Raw genomic sequence first — 15080 nt, forward strand, 5'->3', positions numbered from 1 at the left:
GTTCGTTGGTAAGCGGTATATGAAGAGTGAAGCGTTCGAGTTGATTGACGTGGCCCAGTTGCGGGTCGGCATGTTCGTGGACCTGGGCGTGGGGTGGATGGCGCATCCCTTTCCCACCGGCAGTTTCCGGATCACCTCGGAGCGCCAGCTCGCCATCATTGCCGGACTCGGCCTGGGGCAGGTGCGGCACTACATGGGGAAAAGCGACCCCGATTCGCTGATTCCCGTGGACACCAAGTCGCCCCAGGACGCCGCCGACGTGGAGGCCGCATTGGCCGCACGGCAGCGGGAACTCGATGCGCGTGAACAGCGTGCCCGGCTGCTGCGCGCCCAGCAGCGCAGCCTGGCCGTGTGCGAGCGCCGCTTTGGCGAGGCCATGCACCAGTACCGCAACACCCTCAAGCAGGTGCAGGCCTACCCCAAGATGGCGGCCAACCAGTGCCAGGCCATGGTGCGCGGTTTCGTTCAGGAAATGCTGGCCGACGGCGAATCCGCCATCCGGCTGCTGAGCGAGGCTGCGGGCGAAAAATCGTCCATGCACTCGGTCAACGTCACCGTCCTCTCGCTCCTGTTGGGGCGCGCCATGGGTATGCACCAGAGCGATCTGGTCGACCTGGGCATGGCGGCCTTCCTGCATGACATCGGCAAGGTGCATTTGCCCGAACACGTGCGCTGGCTGGGGGAAACGCCCGCCGCGGCGGACTACAGGCGCTACCAGGAGCATGTGGAGCAGGGCGTGCAGATGGGCGAAACCATGGACCTGGCCCGGGGTGCCCTGCTGGCCATGGCGCAGCACCACGAGCTGGTGGACGGCAGTGGCTTTCCCTGCCAGATTGAGGGCGCGGGCATGACTGCGGGCGCCCGTATCCTGGCGCTGGTGAACCGCTACGACAACCTGTGCAACCCCAGTCGTCCCAGCGTGGCCATGACGCCGCACGAGGCGCTGGCGCTCATCTTTGCGCAGCTCAAGTCCCGTTATGACGCAGCCACCCTGAGTGCGTTCATCCGCATGATGGGGGTCTATCCCCCCGGGTCGGTGGTGCAGCTGCTCGATGACCGGTATGCCCTGGTGGTATCGGTCAACTCGGCGCGGCCCCTCAAGCCCCGCGTCATCGTGCACGAGCCGGCCGTTCCCAGCCACGAGGCGCTGATCCTGGACATGGAGAGCACCCCCCATGTCAGCATCCGCCGCAGCGTCAAGCCGACGAGCCTGCCCAACGCGGCGCTGGAGTACCTTGCGCCACGCCAGCGCATTTCCTACTTCTTTGAACGCTCGGTGGACTCGCATATGCGAGAGACCCACGCATGACCGCCTTTGGGTGGACCAACCTGCTCGACGGCATGCTGGAGGCCGTCTGGGTGGTTGACCCCCAAAGCTTGCGTATCCTGGCGGTCAACCAGGTGGCCTCCACGCTGGTGGGAATGGCCAGCAGCGATCTGGTGGGCAAGCCCGCCATCGAGTTGACCGCTACGCCCGAGGATTTGTATTTCTGGGAAGACGTGGCGGCGGGGCTGACGGATTTCATCCAGTCCCATACCCTGCTGCGATGTGCCGACGGGGTTGCGGTGCCCGTGGAGCGCCGGGTGAGCCGGGTATGGCTGAACCCGCAGGAGCCGGTATTCCTGGTGGGCTTGCGCGATCTGCGGCCCCAGCAGCGCACCGAAAGCGAGCTGGAGCTGCGCCTGGCGGAGTTGCGGGCCACGCTGGAGTCCACGGGGGACGGCATTCTGGTGACCGACCTGACGGGTGCCGTGCGCAACTTCAACCGGCACTTCGCGCAGTTGTGGGACATTCCGCCGGCCGTTCTGGAGTCCGGTGACCACCGGGCGCTGCATGCGCACCTGGCAGCCTGCGTGCAGGATCCCGTGGCGTACCAGAAGCGCCTGCACCAGATCAACGGGGAACTGCTGCTGGAGGCCACCGATGTCCTGCAGTTGCGGTCTGGCCGCGTGCTGGAGCGCGTCACCCTGCCGCAGTATGGCCGGGGCCGCGCCCTGGGGCGGGTGTACTCCTTCCGCGACATCACCCGGCAGGTGGAAGACCAGACGCGTTTGCGATTGGCCGCCAAGGTGTTTGATTTCAGCCCGGACGCCGTGTTCATCACCAACGCGGCGTTCGAGATCGTGCAGGTCAATCCGCACTGTGAACGGTTGACGGGTTGCCCGCAGGCACAGCTGGTGGGCAGCTCGGCCCGCACGCTGTTCCATGACCCACAGCAACCCGACTTCTTCAACCAGGTGGAGCTGGGGCTGGCCATCAACGGTCTGTGGTCGGGCGAGGTCTGGCGCATGGTGAACGAGCGGCCCTGCGCCGTGGAGCTGTCCTGGGTGGCCCTGCGCGACGAGCTGGGCGACGTGCAGCACACGGTGGCGTTCTTCAAGGATCTCACCGAGCGCTTGGAGGCACAGAAACGCATCGAAACCCTGGCCTACACCGACGCACTCACGGGTCTGCCCAACCGGCTGATGCTGGGCCAGCAGATGGCCTGCGCCCTGCGCATGGCGTTGCGCAACGGTGGCACATTTGCCGTTCTCTTCATTGACCTGGACCGTTTCAAGCAGATCAATGATTCGCTGGGCCATGCCTTTGGCGACCGGGTGCTGGTGGAGGTGGCCGAACGCATCAAATCCAGCCTGCGGGAGGTGGACACGCTGTGCCGCCTGGGCGGTGACGAGTTTGTCGGCTACCTGCCGGATGCCGATGCGCTGGGCGCCGAGGTGGTGGCAAGGCGCATTCTGCAGGCGATGGCCCAGCCGTTCCAGATCGAGACCATGACCTTCTCGCTGGGGTGCAGCATCGGGGTGGCGATGGGCCCCGAAGACGGCAACACGCCCGACGACCTCATCCAGTGCGCCGACACCGCCATGTACCGCGTGAAGGATCGCGGCCGTGGCAATTTCCGGTTCTACCAGCCCCAGATGAACGTGGACCTGTTCTCGCGCATGAAGATGGACCATGCCATGCGCCTGGGCCTGGAGCAGGGGCTGTTCAGGCTGCACTACCAGCCCCAGGTGTCGCTGTCCGATGGGCGGCTGCAGGGTGCCGAGGCGCTGCTGCGCTGGAACGATGCCGAGCTGGGCCAGGTGCCGCCCGGTGTCTTCATTCCGTTGGCAGAGGAGTCGGGTTTCATCATTCCCATTGGCAACTGGGTCATGGGCGAGGCGGTGCGCCAGGCGGCCCGCTGGCAGCAGGCCGGGCAGCCGGTGGTGGTTTCGGTCAACGTGTCGGCCCTGCAGTTTCAGCAGACCGACTTTGTCGCCGGTGTGGACCTGGCCATTCGCAGCGCTGGCCTGAATCCGGCCCTGCTGGAACTCGAACTCACGGAGTCGATCCTGCTCAAGGACGCCAACGAGGCGCTGGCCCGCCTGCATGCCCTGGCGGCACTGGGGGTGAGTCTGGCCATTGACGACTTCGGCACGGGCTACTCCAGCCTGGCGTACCTCAAGCGCTTCCCGATTTCCAAGCTCAAGATCGACCGCACCTTCGTGATGGGTCTGCCGCAGGACGAGAGCGACCGCGCCATTGTGGAGGCCATTGTGGCCATGGCGCGCGCCCTCAAGCTCAAAGTGGTGGCCGAAGGGGTGGAAACCGCCGCGCAGCACGATTACCTGCAGGGTCTGTCCTGCGACTCGTACCAGGGCTTCCTGTGCGCACCGGGTCTGCCGGCGCCGGAGTTTGAGGCGCTGCTCTCCAGCGCCCTCGTGCCGGACAGCACGTACTAGCCGCGCAGGCCCTTCCACAGCATGTAGGCGGCCAGGCTGTACAGCAGCACGGCAAACACCCGCTTGAGCTGGGCCACCGGCAGGCGGTGCGCGGTGCGGGCGCCCAGCGGCGCCGTGAGCACGCTGCAACTGGCAATGACGACCAGGCCCGGCAGCCAGACATAGCCCAGCGCGCCGCTAGGCAGGCCTGCAACGGCCGTGCCGCTGACCACATAACCTACGGTGTTGGCCAGCGCAATCGGAAAACCCAGCGCCGCACTGGTCGCCACCGCGTTGACGATGGCAACGTTGTGCGCCACCATGAACGGCACGCTGATGAAGCCGCCGCCCGCGCCCACCAGGCCCGACAGGAAACCGATGAGGCTGCCCGTTGCCAGTTGCCCGGCCGTGCCCGGCATCTGCCGCCCGGGCCTGGGTTTGCGGTCCAGGAACATCTGGGTGGCGGAGAAACTGACAAAGAGGGCGAAGACGATGGCGAGCGTGGTGCCCTTGAGCAGCGCGAAAACACCCGCCCCGGCGATGGCGCCCCCCAGTACGATGCCCGGGGCAAGCCCCTTGACGATGTTCCAGCGCACGGCGCCGCGCTGGTGGTGGGCGCGCACGCTGGAAACCGAGGTGAACATGATGGTGGCCATGGAGGTTGCAATGGCCATCTTGACTGCCAGGTCGGCTGAGACGCCCTGCGCCGACAGAATGAGGGTCATGAATGGACCAATCAGCATGCCGCCGCCAACGCCCAGCAAGCCCGCCAGAAAACCGGTGACCAGGCCGAGTGCGGCCAATTCGACGATCAGGAGGGGGGTGGGCATGGGGAATAAGGTGTCTGCGAATGCCACCGGACCGGCATCCTGAACCGGGGGTTCAGGTGGGCGAGGTCAGCACCAGCTTTGGGTTCATCTGACGCGAGATGATCACGCTAGCAGGGCAATGTTCCAAGCCCGGGCTCAATGAGCATTGGTTCAAGGAAATATAAAGCCCGGCATGCACCGCAGACACTGCCGATTGTAGGCGCAACGGCCCGCGGCGTGTGGGTGCGCGGTGTGCGTTACAGCAGGCGGCCGTCTTCGCCCAGGGCCAGGTCCAGCCGCTCCATCAGGGAGAGCAGCTGTCCGTTGGCGTCGCCGGTCGGCACGCTGGCGGGGGCGGCCTCGGCGGCGGGTGCTGCCGGTGCGGGTGGCTGGTCGGCCACGTCGAAAGCCAGATTCAGCGCCGCCAGCACCGCGATGCGGTCGCGCGCGCGCACCTTGCCGGCGTCGCGAATCTTGCACATGGCGGTGTCCACGCGTTCCACGGCTTCGAGCAGGCGGGCTTCGCCGCCCTCGGGACAGCCCAGCAGGTAGCTCTGTCCCATGATTTGAACTTCAAGCTGTTTCATGGTGTGTCTTTGGGCGTTGCGGCCGCTTCGGGCAGTTTGTCCAGCAAGGCGTCGACCCGTGCACGGGCCGCGCCCAGGCGCGATTTGAGGGTGTCACGCTCCTGCGTCAGGGCTTCCACCTGGCGGGTGAGCAGGGCGTTGGTGCGCTGCAGTTCGTCGTAGCGCACCAGCAGGCGCTCAACGCGCTCGGCAATTTGGTCGATGTGGGTCGGATTCGCCATAGATTGCGCATTGTAGGGTTTGCGCAAGCCAGAGCGGCGTAAAATGCGCGGGTTGGTGCTCGCGGTGTGGTTCACACACCGCAGTTCAACGGGAAGCAGGAGGGAGACGCTGTCGCCAGCCAACCTAACCTGCGCTGCCCCCGCAACGGTAAGTGGACGAATCCCCGCGATTTCGCTCCCATCACAGCCACTGAGCGTTTTGAACACGCGCTTGGGAAGGCGATGGGAGTTGCTCCACCAGCCCGGATACCGGCCAACGAGGTGGAGGTGCGCTGTGCGCACCGCTGTAGTGCTCATGCCCAGGCGGGGAAGCCAGGGAGAGTTTCCAGTCGGGTTTTTTTCCATGAAATTGTGTCCAGTCCGCGTGCGTTCATACGCCGTTACCGTAGTTTTGTCTGCGTGGTTTTCCGCGCAGGCGCAAGTGGCATCTCCTGTGATGCTGAAAGAGGTGGTGGTTACCGCGACCCGGGTCGCGCAGCCGTTGAGTGACCTGGTGGCCGATGTCACCATCGTGGACCGTGATGCCATCGAGCGCAGTGGCGTGTCCGGCGTGGGGGATGTGCTGCGTCGCCTGCCGGGCGTCGAGATGGTCCGCAATGGCGGAATCGGTGGCACCACCAGCATCTACCTTCGCGGTGCCGAAACGCGGTTCACGGCGGTGTACGTCGATGGCGTGCGAGTGGATTCGCAATCGACGGGCGGAGCCAGCTGGGAAGGCCTGCCGCTGGCGCAGATCGACCGCATCGAAGTACTGCGCGGCCCCGCCGCAGCGGTGTATGGCTCGGACTCGCTGGGCGGGGTGATCCAGATCTTCACCCGCAAGGGCGAAGGCGCTTTCTCGCCCTTTGTGGCAGTGGGGGCCGGCACCTATGGCACGAGCTCCCTGAACATGGGGTTCAGTGGCGCCACCAGCGAGTGGGACTACGCACTGGGTGCTGCCGCCGAAAGCAGCCGTGGGTACAACTCGCGCTCGACGGCAACTGCCAACCCCGATGACGACGGCTACCGCAACCAGTCGGGCAACCTGCGGGTCGGGCTCAATGTAAGTCCCCAGCACCATCTGGAGGGTACGCTGCTGTACAGCGACCTGACGTCGCAGTACGACAGCTCGCCCACCAAGGACGACCTGAGTCTGCATCTGTTGCAAACCACGGGCTTGAACTGGAAAGGGCGCTGGAGCGATGCCTACAGCACCACCGTGAGCGTGACGGATACGCTGGACCGCTACCAGACAACGCCCAGCGTCTACCTGTCCACCACCCGGCTGCGGGGCTACCTGTTCCAGAACGAATACCGCCAGGGCAATCACCTGCTCACGGGCGCACTGGAGCGGCGCGAGGACAACCTGAACAATGCCAGCACGGCACCCCGGGATACCAGCCGCTCCCAGAATGCGCTGGCCCTGGGATATGGCTGGCGCGGCTCCCTGCACACGGTGCAACTCAATGTGCGGCAAGACCAGGACAGCGAGTTCGGCGCGCAAAACACCGGCAGTGCGGCCTGGGGGCTGGCCCTGACGCCCCAGTGGCGGGCCACGGCTTCGGTCGGAACGGCATTCCGCGCACCGACCCTGTTCCAGCGCTTCAGCACCTACGGCACGCCGGATCTGCAACCCGAGAGCAGCCGCAACGTGGAGCTTGGCGTGCGCTACGCCCAGGGAAACAGCCTGTTTTCCGTCACCACCTACCTCAACCGGGTGAGCAATCTGATCACCTACGTGTCGGGCAACGGCAGCTGTGCCAACGGCCAGGCTTCGGTGCCACTGCTGTCCCGGGGCTGCTATGCCAATACGGCCGAGGCCCAGTACCGGGGCGTGACCTTTGCGGCCGAGCACACGCTGGGGGCGTACCAGTGGCACGGCTCACTGGACCTGCAGGACCCCCGTGATAGCATCACCGGCAAGCTGCTGGCCCGCCGCGCCACCCACCATGCGGTGGTTGGCGTGGACACCCGCCTCGGCAACTGGACGGTCGGTGCGGATATGGAGTTGTCGGCTTTGCGCTATGACGACGCGGCCAACACCACGGTTTTGCCGGCCTATGCCATTCTCAACCTCTCGGCGCAGAAACGTCTGGCCCACGACTGGACCTTGCTGCTGCGCGTGGACAATGCCAACGATGCGGTGTACCAACTCGCCAACACCTATGTCACTCCGGGCCGCAGCCTGTATGTGAACCTGAAGTGGGCGCCCTGAGCCCCGCACCCGGATTGCCATGACCTCTACCGTTTCCTGCCCCGCCATCCTGATCGCTGCCCCGGCCTCCGGCCAAGGCAAGACCACCATCACCTCGGCGCTGGCGCGCCTGCACACGCGCCAGGGGCGCCGGGTGCGGGTGTTCAAGTGCGGGCCGGACTTTCTGGACCCCTACTGGCACACCCTGGCCAGCGGTGCGCCGGTGTACCAGATGGACCTGTGGATGACGGGTGAGGCTGATTGCCGTGCCCGCCTGCATGCGGCCGCGCAGGAGGCGGACCTCATCATCGTGGAAGGCGTCATGGGCCTGTTCGATGGCGAACCCAGTGCGGCGGACCTGGCGCAGCGCTTTGGCCTGCCGGTGCTGGCGGTGGTGGACGCCTCCAGCATGGCGGGCACCTTTGGCGCCCTGGCCTTTGGCCTGCAGCACTACAGCCCCAACATGCCCTGGGCCGGGGTGCTGGCCAACCGCGTGGCCAGTGCGCGCCATGCCGACATGCTGGCGCGCAGCGTGCGCGACCCGGCGCATTACATGGGTGCCGTGATGCGCAACGCGGCCATGACCCTGCCCGAGCGGCACCTGGGTCTGACCGTGGCCAGCGAGGTTTCGGATGCCATGGAACGGCTGGATGCGGCAGCCGACGCACTGGCCGCCACGCCGCTGGGGCAGATGACGCTGGACGATCTGCAGCGCTGGGCTGTGGACTTTGCGGCTCCTGTGGTGGGGTCGGAAGGCTCGGCGGCAGAGTGTTCTGCTCCGTGTCCCTCGCCCGCGTTGCGGGCTCCTCCTTTACCTGCGCAGAACACTCTGCCACCGAACCTTCCTGCATTGCACGGCAAAACCATTGCCGTGGCACGCGATGCCGCCTTCTGCTTCATCTACGCTGCCAACCTCGACACCCTGCGAGCGCTGGGTGCCGAGCTGGTGTTCTTCTCGCCCCTGGCGGATGCCGCATTGCCGCCGTGCGACGCGCTGTGGATTCCGGGGGGCTACCCCGAGCTGCATGCCCAGACCATCGCCGCCAACACCGCGCTGCGCGCCAGTCTGGCCGCGCACATCGCCGCCGGCAAGCCGGTGTGGGCCGAGTGCGGCGGCATGATGGCGCTGTTTGATACGCTGGTGACGGTGGACGGTGCGCGCCATGCGCAGTGGGGGCTGTTGCCCGGTGAGGTCACCATGCACAAGCGCCTGGCCGCGCTGGGACCGCAGCAGCTGCGCCTGTCCCGCGGCACGCTGCGCGGCCACACCTTCCACTATTCGACCACGGCCACCCCGTTGCAGGCCAGTGTGCGCACCGCCCGCCCGGACAGCGACCCGCTGCCCGACGACGGCGAGGCGGTCTGGCAGCAGGGCGCGGTGCGCGCCAGTTATTTCCACGCCTGGTTCCCATCGTGCCCCGAGGCCGTGGTGGAACTGTTTACGGCACCACAGGACGGCGTGGCATGAAGCAGAACCTGCTGGATTTCCCCCTCGGGCCGCAGCGCATGGTCTGCATGACCGAGGAAACCACCGAGTGGCTGTACTTGCTGGGGCAGGAGGCGCGCATCGTCGGCATCTCGGGTTACACCGTGCGGCCGCGCCGGGCGCGCGACGAGAAGCCGCGGGTGAGCGCCTTTACCAGCGCCAAGATCGACAAGATTCTGGAGCTGCAGCCCGACTGCGTGCTGGGCTTTTCCGACATGCAGGCCGACATCGCGGCGGACCTGGTGCGCCGCGGCGTGCAGGTCACCATCTTCAACCAGCGCAGTGTGGCCGAGATTTTTTCCATGCTCTACCAAGTGGCGGCCATGGTGGGGCAGGGGCCGCAGGGGCTGGAGCGCATCGCCGCCATGCAGGCTCAGCTGGGTGCCATCGAAGCAGCCGTGGCCCAGCGTGTGGCCGCCGGCGCTCGGCGCCCCAAGGTGTACTTCGAAGAATGGGACGTTCCCCCCATCAGTGCCATCCGCTGGGTGTCGGAATTGCTGGGTATTGCGGGTGGCGACGACTGTTTTCCCGAACTGGCGCAAGAGCGTGCGGGCAAGCAGCGCATCATTGCCGACAGCGGAGAAACAGTGCGCCGCAACCCCGACATCGTCATCGGTTCCTGGTGCGGCAAGAAGTTCCGCCCGGATGCCGTGGCCGCACGCGACGGCTGGCAGGCGGTGAATGCGGTGCGCCACGGCCAGCTGTTCGAAATCAAGTCCTGCGACATCCTGCAGCCCGGCCCGGCGGCGCTGACTGACGGTGTGGCGCAGCTGCATGCCATCGTCACCCGCTGGATGGATGCGGACCAGCAAGGAGCTTTCGCATGACGATCCGCACCGTCGCCCGCAGCGAACTGATCCTGGGTGGCCAGAAAAGCGGCAAATCACGCCGCGCCGAGCTGCTGGCCCGCCAGTGGCTGGACGCATCCAGCGAGCACCGCGCCGTGCTGATTGCCACCGCCCAGCCCTGGGACGACGAAATGCGCCAGCGCATCGCCCGCCACCAGGCCGACCGCGCCCAGCGCGTGCCCGGTATGCAGACGGTGGAAGAGCCGTTGGCGCTGGCCGAGGCCATTGCGCGCCACAGCAACGCCCAGACGCTGGTGGTGGTGGATTGCCTGACGCTGTGGCTCACCAATTGTCTGATGCCAGCAAATTGCGAACACAATCAGCCGCCAGCCTCCGTGGAACCTGCGCAGATAGCTACGCTTTTGATAGCAATCGCGCAGGCGCCCGGTCCGGTGGTGTTGGTGGGCAACGAGATTGGCCTGGGCGTCATCCCCCTGGGGCGCGAGGTGCGCGCCTTTGTCGATGCGCTGGGGCGGCTGAACCAGGACGTGGCCGGCGCCTGCCAGCGCGTGACGCTGATGGCCGCCGGATTGCCCTTGACCTTGAAAGAAGCAACGTGAACCACCCAACCTTCAGCGGACTCCTCCGCAGGCTTGTGCTTCTGCTGGTAGGCGCAGTGCCAGGGCATTTTGCTCCGTGTCCCCCGCCCGCGTTGCGGGCTCCTCCTTTACCTGCGCAAAACACCCTGGCACTCCGCCTGCTGGCGGCGTTGTTTGTTGCGTTCGCCTTCGCAGGCGCGGCACACGCCCTGCAAATCGTGGACGACCGGGGCGTGACCATCACGTTGCCGGCCCCGCCCCAGCGCATCGTCAGTCTGCTGCCCTCACTGGCCGAGACAGTGTGTGCGCTGGACCAGTGCCAGCGCCTGGTGGGCGTGGACCGCTATTCGGTCTACCCGGAAAGCCTGCGCAAGCTGCCCCAGGTGGGCGGTGGGCTGGACCCGAACATCGAGGCCATCGTGGCGCTGCGGCCCGATGTGGTGCTGATGTCCAAATCCTCGCGTGCCGGCGCCCGGCTGGAGGCGCTGGGCCTCAAGGTGGTGGCGCTGGAACCCAAGACCCATGCCGACGTGCGGCGCGTCACCCTGAAGATCGGGCAACTGCTGGAAGTGCCCGACGCCCAGCGCATCTGGCGCGCCATCGATGCCGGGGTGTCGGCCGCCGCCCAGTCGCTGCCGGCCTATGCGCGGGGTGTGCGGGTGTACTTCGAGGTGAACCAGGGGCCGTATGCCGCCAGTGAGTCCTCGTTCATTGGCGAGACGCTGACCCGCCTGGGCGTCAAGAATGTGGTGCCGGGCGCGCTCGGGCCGTTTCCCAAGCTGAACCCGGAATTCGTGGTGCGTGCCAATCCGGATCTGATCATGATCGGTCAGCGCAGCGTCGATGCCCTGCAGACCCGCCCGGGCTGGCAGAGCATCCGTGCGCTGCGGGAGCGGCGGGTGTGTGACTTTCCCGCCGACCAGGCTGACGTGCTGGTGCGCCCCGGACCGCGCATGGCCGAGGCCGCGCGCCTGATGGCCCGTTGCCTGGAGAGCAAGGCGCCAGGAGCCAAACCATGATGCAGCCGCGCGCCTGGTGGCTGCTGTGGGCCGGTGTGCTGGGTGCACTGGCGCTGACTGCGGTGGGCATCAGTGTGGGCAGTGCCGGTTTCGAGAACCTGCTGCAGCCGCTGCTGCATCCGGAGCTGGACCCCGGACGCGCCGCCATGGCGCAGCAGATCGTGTGGGAAATCCGCCTGCCGCGCACGCTTGGCGCCTGGGCTGCCGGCGCTCTGCTGGGGCTGGCCGGGGCCGTGGCGCAGGGCCTGTTTCGCAACCCGCTGGCCGATCCGTACCTGCTGGGCAGTGCCTCCGGTGCCTCGCTGGGCGTGGCGCTGGCGCTGGCCGCCCTGGGTGGGGGTGCTGGCATGCTGGGCGGCGCCAGCATGATGAACGGCAGCGTGCCGGTCAGCGTGTTTTCCAGCAGCGTGTGGGTGCGCCTGGGCCTGACCGGTGCGGCGTTCTGCGGCGCGGTGCTGGCGGTGCTGCTCACGCTGGTGCTCTCGCGCGGTGTGGGCCACACGCTGCGTCTGCTGCTGGCCGGTGTGGTGGTGGGTGTGGTGCTGGGAGCCATGACGCATCTGGTGCTGCTGTTCACGCCCGATTCGCTGCAGGCCATGCAGGCCTTCATGCTGGGCTCCACCGCCTTTGTGGGTTGGACCGCGGCGCTGCTGATGCTGGGTGTGTGGTGTGTGTGCGTGCTGGTGGCCTGGCTGCTGGCACGGGTGCTCGATGGCCTGAGCCTGGGCGACGCCACCGCCGTGAGTCTGGGCCTGCCGGTGGCGCCCATGCGCGCCGCGCTGGTGGCCGTGCTGGCGCTGGCCACGGGCAGCGCCGTGGCGCAGACCGGGCTGATTGCGTTTGTGGGCCTGGCTGCGCCGCATCTGGTGCGCTCGGTGGTCAAGACCACGCACGGCCACCTGATGTTGCTCTCCAGCCTGATGGGGGGCGTGCTGCTGATGGCCGCCGACACCCTGGCGCGCGGCCTGATTGCGCCGCAGGAACTGCCCGTGGGTGTGCTCACCGCGGTGTTGGGCGGCGGCTACCTGCTGTGGCTGATGCACCGTGGGCAGTCCCACGCAAGCGGGAGGGCGTGATGGTACAGACCCCGGTTACTCCTGAAAAGATAGCGCTGTCCGCAGATTCCGTGCGGGCCAGCCTCGGAAATGGCCCTGCAAAGACGGCCGTGCTGCACGGTGTGTCGCTGGACATTGCCGCAGGGCAGTGGACCAGCATCGTCGGGCCCAACGGCGCGGGCAAGTCCACGCTGCTCAAGGTGCTGGCCGGGGTGCTGCCCCACAGCGGCACGGTGCGCCTGTTCGGGCGCGACCTGCACAGCGTGCCCGGCCGCGAGCGCGCGCGCCAGCTCGCCTGGCTGGGGCAGAACGAAACCTCGGCCGATGACCTCACGGTGTGGGACGTGGCCATGCTGGGCCGCCTGCCGCACCAGCCTTGGCTCGCCACACCCAGCGCGGCCGACCGCGCGGCCGTGGAGCAGGCCCTGCGTGCTACCCAGGCCTGGGACTGGCGCTGCCGCGCGCTGGGGCAACTCAGCGGCGGCGAGCGCCAGCGCGTGCTGCTGGCCCGCGCCCTGGCGGTGCAGGCCCAGGTGCTGCTCATGGACGAGCCGCTGGCCAATCTGGACCCGCCGCACCAGGCCGACTGGCTGGCCGTGGTGCAGGCGCTGGTGGCGCAGGGCACCACCGTGGTGAGCGTGCTGCACGAGATCAGCATGGCCCTGCACGCCGACCAGATGGTGGTCATGGCTCAGGGCCGTGTCACCCACCATGGCGCCACGGCCGACACCCGCAGCCACCAGGCGCTGGTGGCGGTGTTTGACCAACGCATCAGCATCCATTCCATCGACGGCCAGTGGGTGGCCCTGCCACGCGTGGCCGCCCATTCGGCTTCTCCATCCTGACCGGGCATTCCCATGCAGATCGAAACACCCCCCAAAGAAAAACCCTACGAAAAAGCCGAGGGCGAGCGCCGCGGCATCGTCATCGTCAACACCGGCGACGGCAAGGGCAAAAGCACCGCCGCCTTCGGCTTGGCCCTGCGCGCGCATGGCCGCGGCAAGGCCGTCAAGATCTTTCAGTTCATGAAAGTGCCCAGTGCCCGCTTTGGCGAACACCGCATGTTCGAGCAGATCGGTATTCCCATCGAAGGGCTGGGCGACGGCTTCAGCTGGAAGAGCCAGGACCTGGAGCACAGCGCCCAGCTGGCGCGCGACGGCTGGGCCAAGGCCAAGGCCGCCATCCTCAGCGGCGACTACTTCATGGTCACGCTGGACGAAATCACCTACCCGCTGATCTATGGCTGGCTCCCTTTGGACGACGTGCTGGAAACCCTGAAGACCCGCCCCGGCCATGTGCACGTGGTGCTGACCGGGCGGCGCTGCCCGCCCGAGATCATTGCGCTGGCCGATACCGTGACCGAGATGACCATGGTCAAGCACGCGTTCAAGGCCGGCATACCCGCCCAGCGCGGCATTGAAGATTGAGGGAGCCCCGCCAAAGACGTAGCAAATCATGCCGTTTGTGCCCCGTTGGCGCCCAGGTGGCCCTGGCGGTTGGCGCAAAATCCCGTGCGCGCATGAGAATGCGCGGCTTAGCCGTAACCCACGGCGCCTTACTTGAACCGATACCCGGAGACCCAGAACATGTCCACAACCGTGAATGCTGCGCCCACTGAGCAGCCCCTGCATTTCCACGCGCCGCACAAATCTCCCGCTGCCCGCGCCACCGTGGCGCAGCGCGTCTGGAGCGTGGCCGAAATCGCCGCCTTGCTGGAATTGCCGTTCAACGACCTGATGTTCCAGGCCCAGACCGTGCACCGCGCCCACTTTGACGCCAACCTGGTCGAGCTGGCCACGCTGCTGTCCGTCAAGACCGGCGGATGCCCCGAAGACTGCGGCTACTGCCCGCAGTCGGTGCACTTTGACACCGGGGTCGAGGCCGGCAAGCTCATGGGCGTGGAGGCCGTGCGCGACGCCGCGCTGGCCGCCAAGGCTGCGGGTGCCACCCGTTTCTGCATGGGTGCCGCCTGGCGCGCGCCCAAGGACCGCGACGTGGAGGCCGTGGCCGAGCTGGTGAAAGCGGTGAAGGATACCGGCCTGGAAGCCTGCGCCACCCTGGGCATGCTCGACGAAGGCCACGCCGAAACCCTGCGCGATGCCGGGCTGGACTACTACAACCACAACCTCGACAGCGCGCCCGATTTCTATGGCGACGTCATCACCACCCGCGACTTCCAGGACCGCCTGGACACGCTGGTGCGCGTGCGCAATGCCGGCGTTTCGGTGTGCTGCGGCGGCATCGTGGGCATGGGCGAGTCGCGCCTGCAGCGCGCCGGCCTCATTGCCGAGTTGGCCAACCTGGCGCCGTACCCCGAGTCGGTGCCCATCAACCACCTGGTCAAGGTGGAGGGCACCCCGATGGCCAACCAGGCCGATCTGGACCCGCTGGAATTTGTGCGCACCATCGCCGTGGCCCGCATCACCATGCCCAAGGCGCGCGTGCGCCTGTCGGCCGGGCGCCAGAGCATGAGTGACGCCGTGCAGGCCCTGTGCTTTGTGGCCGGCGCCAATTCCATCTTCTACGGCGACAAGCTGCTGACCACGCCCAACCCCTGCGGCAACAGCGACATGGAGCTGCTGGACCGTCTGGGCCTCAAGACCGGCCAGCCCGTGCCGCGGGACTGAATGGCCTTGGAAGC

Annotated in this window: 14 protein-coding genes and 1 riboswitch; of the genes, 11 read left to right on the top strand and 3 right to left on the bottom strand. The window is 67.1% G+C overall.

The genetic code is table 11. The annotated features are described in order from the left end of the window. Nucleotides 1–19: 19 nt before the first annotated feature. The gene (locus AC1Q5W_RS00810) at nucleotides 20–1309 is read left to right on the top strand and encodes a cyclic di-GMP phosphodiesterase (protein WP_492645825.1); all 1290 of its coding nucleotides are present in this window, start codon (nucleotides 20–22) and stop codon (nucleotides 1307–1309) included. Next, nucleotides 1306–3723 carry a putative bifunctional diguanylate cyclase/phosphodiesterase gene (locus AC1Q5W_RS00815; protein WP_492645826.1) on the top strand — a complete coding sequence of 806 codons (2418 nt, stop codon included), beginning with the start codon at nucleotides 1306–1308 and terminating at the stop codon, nucleotides 3721–3723. Before AC1Q5W_RS00810 ends, AC1Q5W_RS00815 begins: the two co-directional genes overlap by 4 nt. Here AC1Q5W_RS00815 and AC1Q5W_RS00820 read toward each other — a convergent pair. The 3 genes from AC1Q5W_RS00820 to AC1Q5W_RS00830 form a co-directional block, all read right to left on the bottom strand. Continuing rightward, nucleotides 3720–4532, bottom strand: coding sequence for a sulfite exporter TauE/SafE family protein (locus AC1Q5W_RS00820; RefSeq protein ID WP_492645827.1), 813 nt, complete (start codon nucleotides 4530–4532; stop codon nucleotides 3720–3722). The genes AC1Q5W_RS00815 and AC1Q5W_RS00820 overlap by 4 nt on opposite strands. A gap of 236 nt (nucleotides 4533–4768) precedes the next feature. Beyond that, nucleotides 4769–5098: a cell division protein ZapA gene (locus AC1Q5W_RS00825; RefSeq protein ID WP_492645828.1), complete on the bottom strand. Its 330-nt coding sequence runs from the start codon at nucleotides 5096–5098 to the stop codon at nucleotides 4769–4771. Further along, on the bottom strand, nucleotides 5095–5319 hold the full coding sequence (locus tag AC1Q5W_RS00830; RefSeq protein WP_492645829.1) for a cell division protein ZapB: 225 nt from the start codon (nucleotides 5317–5319) through the stop codon (nucleotides 5095–5097). The genes AC1Q5W_RS00825 and AC1Q5W_RS00830 overlap by 4 nt, the downstream gene beginning before the upstream one ends. A gap of 37 nt (nucleotides 5320–5356) precedes the next feature. Next, nucleotides 5357–5591, top strand: a riboswitch (cobalamin riboswitch). Between the two features lie 71 nt (nucleotides 5592–5662). On the opposite strand from AC1Q5W_RS00830, the gene AC1Q5W_RS00835 reads away from it, so the two are divergent. The 9 genes from AC1Q5W_RS00835 to bioB all read left to right on the top strand — a co-directional run bounded on the left by AC1Q5W_RS00835 (nucleotide 5663) and on the right by bioB (nucleotide 15066). Beyond that, entirely contained in the window at nucleotides 5663–7513 is a 1851-nt protein-coding gene (locus AC1Q5W_RS00835; RefSeq protein ID WP_492703998.1) for a TonB-dependent receptor domain-containing protein, read from the top strand. Between the two features lie 19 nt (nucleotides 7514–7532). After that, a complete protein-coding gene (locus AC1Q5W_RS00840) occupies nucleotides 7533–8960 on the top strand; it encodes a cobyrinic acid a,c-diamide synthase CobB (RefSeq protein ID WP_492645830.1) in 1428 nt (475 codons plus the stop codon). Beyond that, nucleotides 8957–9805: an ABC transporter substrate-binding protein gene (locus tag AC1Q5W_RS00845; RefSeq protein ID WP_492645831.1), complete on the top strand. Its 849-nt coding sequence runs from the start codon at nucleotides 8957–8959 to the stop codon at nucleotides 9803–9805. The genes AC1Q5W_RS00840 and AC1Q5W_RS00845 overlap by 4 nt, the downstream gene beginning before the upstream one ends. Beyond that, nucleotides 9802–10386, top strand: a complete 585-nt coding sequence (gene cobU / locus AC1Q5W_RS00850) for a bifunctional adenosylcobinamide kinase/adenosylcobinamide-phosphate guanylyltransferase (protein ID WP_492645832.1) — start codon at nucleotides 9802–9804, stop codon at nucleotides 10384–10386. Before AC1Q5W_RS00845 ends, cobU begins: the two co-directional genes overlap by 4 nt. Before the next feature lie 137 nt (nucleotides 10387–10523). Next, complete coding sequence (locus AC1Q5W_RS00855; protein WP_492704026.1) at nucleotides 10524–11384, top strand: ABC transporter substrate-binding protein; 861 nt, start codon at nucleotides 10524–10526, stop codon at nucleotides 11382–11384. After that, nucleotides 11381–12460: a FecCD family ABC transporter permease gene (locus AC1Q5W_RS00860; RefSeq protein WP_492645833.1), complete on the top strand. Its 1080-nt coding sequence runs from the start codon at nucleotides 11381–11383 to the stop codon at nucleotides 12458–12460. The genes AC1Q5W_RS00855 and AC1Q5W_RS00860 overlap by 4 nt, the downstream gene beginning before the upstream one ends. After that, nucleotides 12460–13284, top strand: coding sequence for an ABC transporter ATP-binding protein (locus AC1Q5W_RS00865; RefSeq protein ID WP_492645834.1), 825 nt, complete (start codon nucleotides 12460–12462; stop codon nucleotides 13282–13284). The genes AC1Q5W_RS00860 and AC1Q5W_RS00865 overlap by 1 nt, the downstream gene beginning before the upstream one ends. A 12-nt stretch (nucleotides 13285–13296) precedes the next feature. Beyond that, nucleotides 13297–13866, top strand: a complete 570-nt coding sequence (gene cobO, locus AC1Q5W_RS00870) for a cob(I)yrinic acid a,c-diamide adenosyltransferase (RefSeq protein ID WP_492645835.1) — start codon at nucleotides 13297–13299, stop codon at nucleotides 13864–13866. A 159-nt stretch (nucleotides 13867–14025) separates the two neighbouring features. Continuing rightward, the gene (gene bioB / locus AC1Q5W_RS00875; RefSeq protein ID WP_492645836.1) at nucleotides 14026–15066 is read left to right on the top strand and encodes a biotin synthase BioB; all 1041 of its coding nucleotides are present in this window, start codon (nucleotides 14026–14028) and stop codon (nucleotides 15064–15066) included. Nucleotides 15067–15080: the final 14 nt, after the last annotated feature.

This window comes from Rhodoferax sp. MLSD5-FHT05B10, assembly GCF_058793415.1.

Excerpts from the sequence above, each read along its gene's own strand:
- AC1Q5W_RS00810 (WP_492645825.1), top strand. The coding sequence starts at position 20 with ATGAAGAGTGAAGCGTTCGAGTTGATTGACGTGGCCCAGTTGCGGGTC.
- AC1Q5W_RS00815 (WP_492645826.1), top strand. The coding sequence starts at position 1,306 with ATGACCGCCTTTGGGTGGACCAACCTGCTCGACGGCATGCTGGAGGCC.
- AC1Q5W_RS00820 (WP_492645827.1), bottom strand. The coding sequence starts at position 4,532 with ATGCCCACCCCCCTCCTGATCGTCGAATTGGCCGCACTCGGCCTGGTC.
- AC1Q5W_RS00825 (WP_492645828.1), bottom strand. The coding sequence starts at position 5,098 with ATGAAACAGCTTGAAGTTCAAATCATGGGACAGAGCTACCTGCTGGGC.
- AC1Q5W_RS00830 (WP_492645829.1), bottom strand. The coding sequence starts at position 5,319 with ATGGCGAATCCGACCCACATCGACCAAATTGCCGAGCGCGTTGAGCGC.
- AC1Q5W_RS00835 (WP_492703998.1), top strand. The coding sequence starts at position 5,663 with ATGAAATTGTGTCCAGTCCGCGTGCGTTCATACGCCGTTACCGTAGTT.
- AC1Q5W_RS00840 (WP_492645830.1), top strand. The coding sequence starts at position 7,533 with ATGACCTCTACCGTTTCCTGCCCCGCCATCCTGATCGCTGCCCCGGCC.
- AC1Q5W_RS00845 (WP_492645831.1), top strand. The coding sequence starts at position 8,957 with ATGAAGCAGAACCTGCTGGATTTCCCCCTCGGGCCGCAGCGCATGGTC.
- cobU (WP_492645832.1), top strand. The coding sequence starts at position 9,802 with ATGACGATCCGCACCGTCGCCCGCAGCGAACTGATCCTGGGTGGCCAG.
- AC1Q5W_RS00860 (WP_492645833.1), top strand. The coding sequence starts at position 11,381 with ATGATGCAGCCGCGCGCCTGGTGGCTGCTGTGGGCCGGTGTGCTGGGT.
- AC1Q5W_RS00865 (WP_492645834.1), top strand. The coding sequence starts at position 12,460 with ATGGTACAGACCCCGGTTACTCCTGAAAAGATAGCGCTGTCCGCAGAT.
- cobO (WP_492645835.1), top strand. The coding sequence starts at position 13,297 with ATGCAGATCGAAACACCCCCCAAAGAAAAACCCTACGAAAAAGCCGAG.
- bioB (WP_492645836.1), top strand. The coding sequence starts at position 14,026 with ATGTCCACAACCGTGAATGCTGCGCCCACTGAGCAGCCCCTGCATTTC.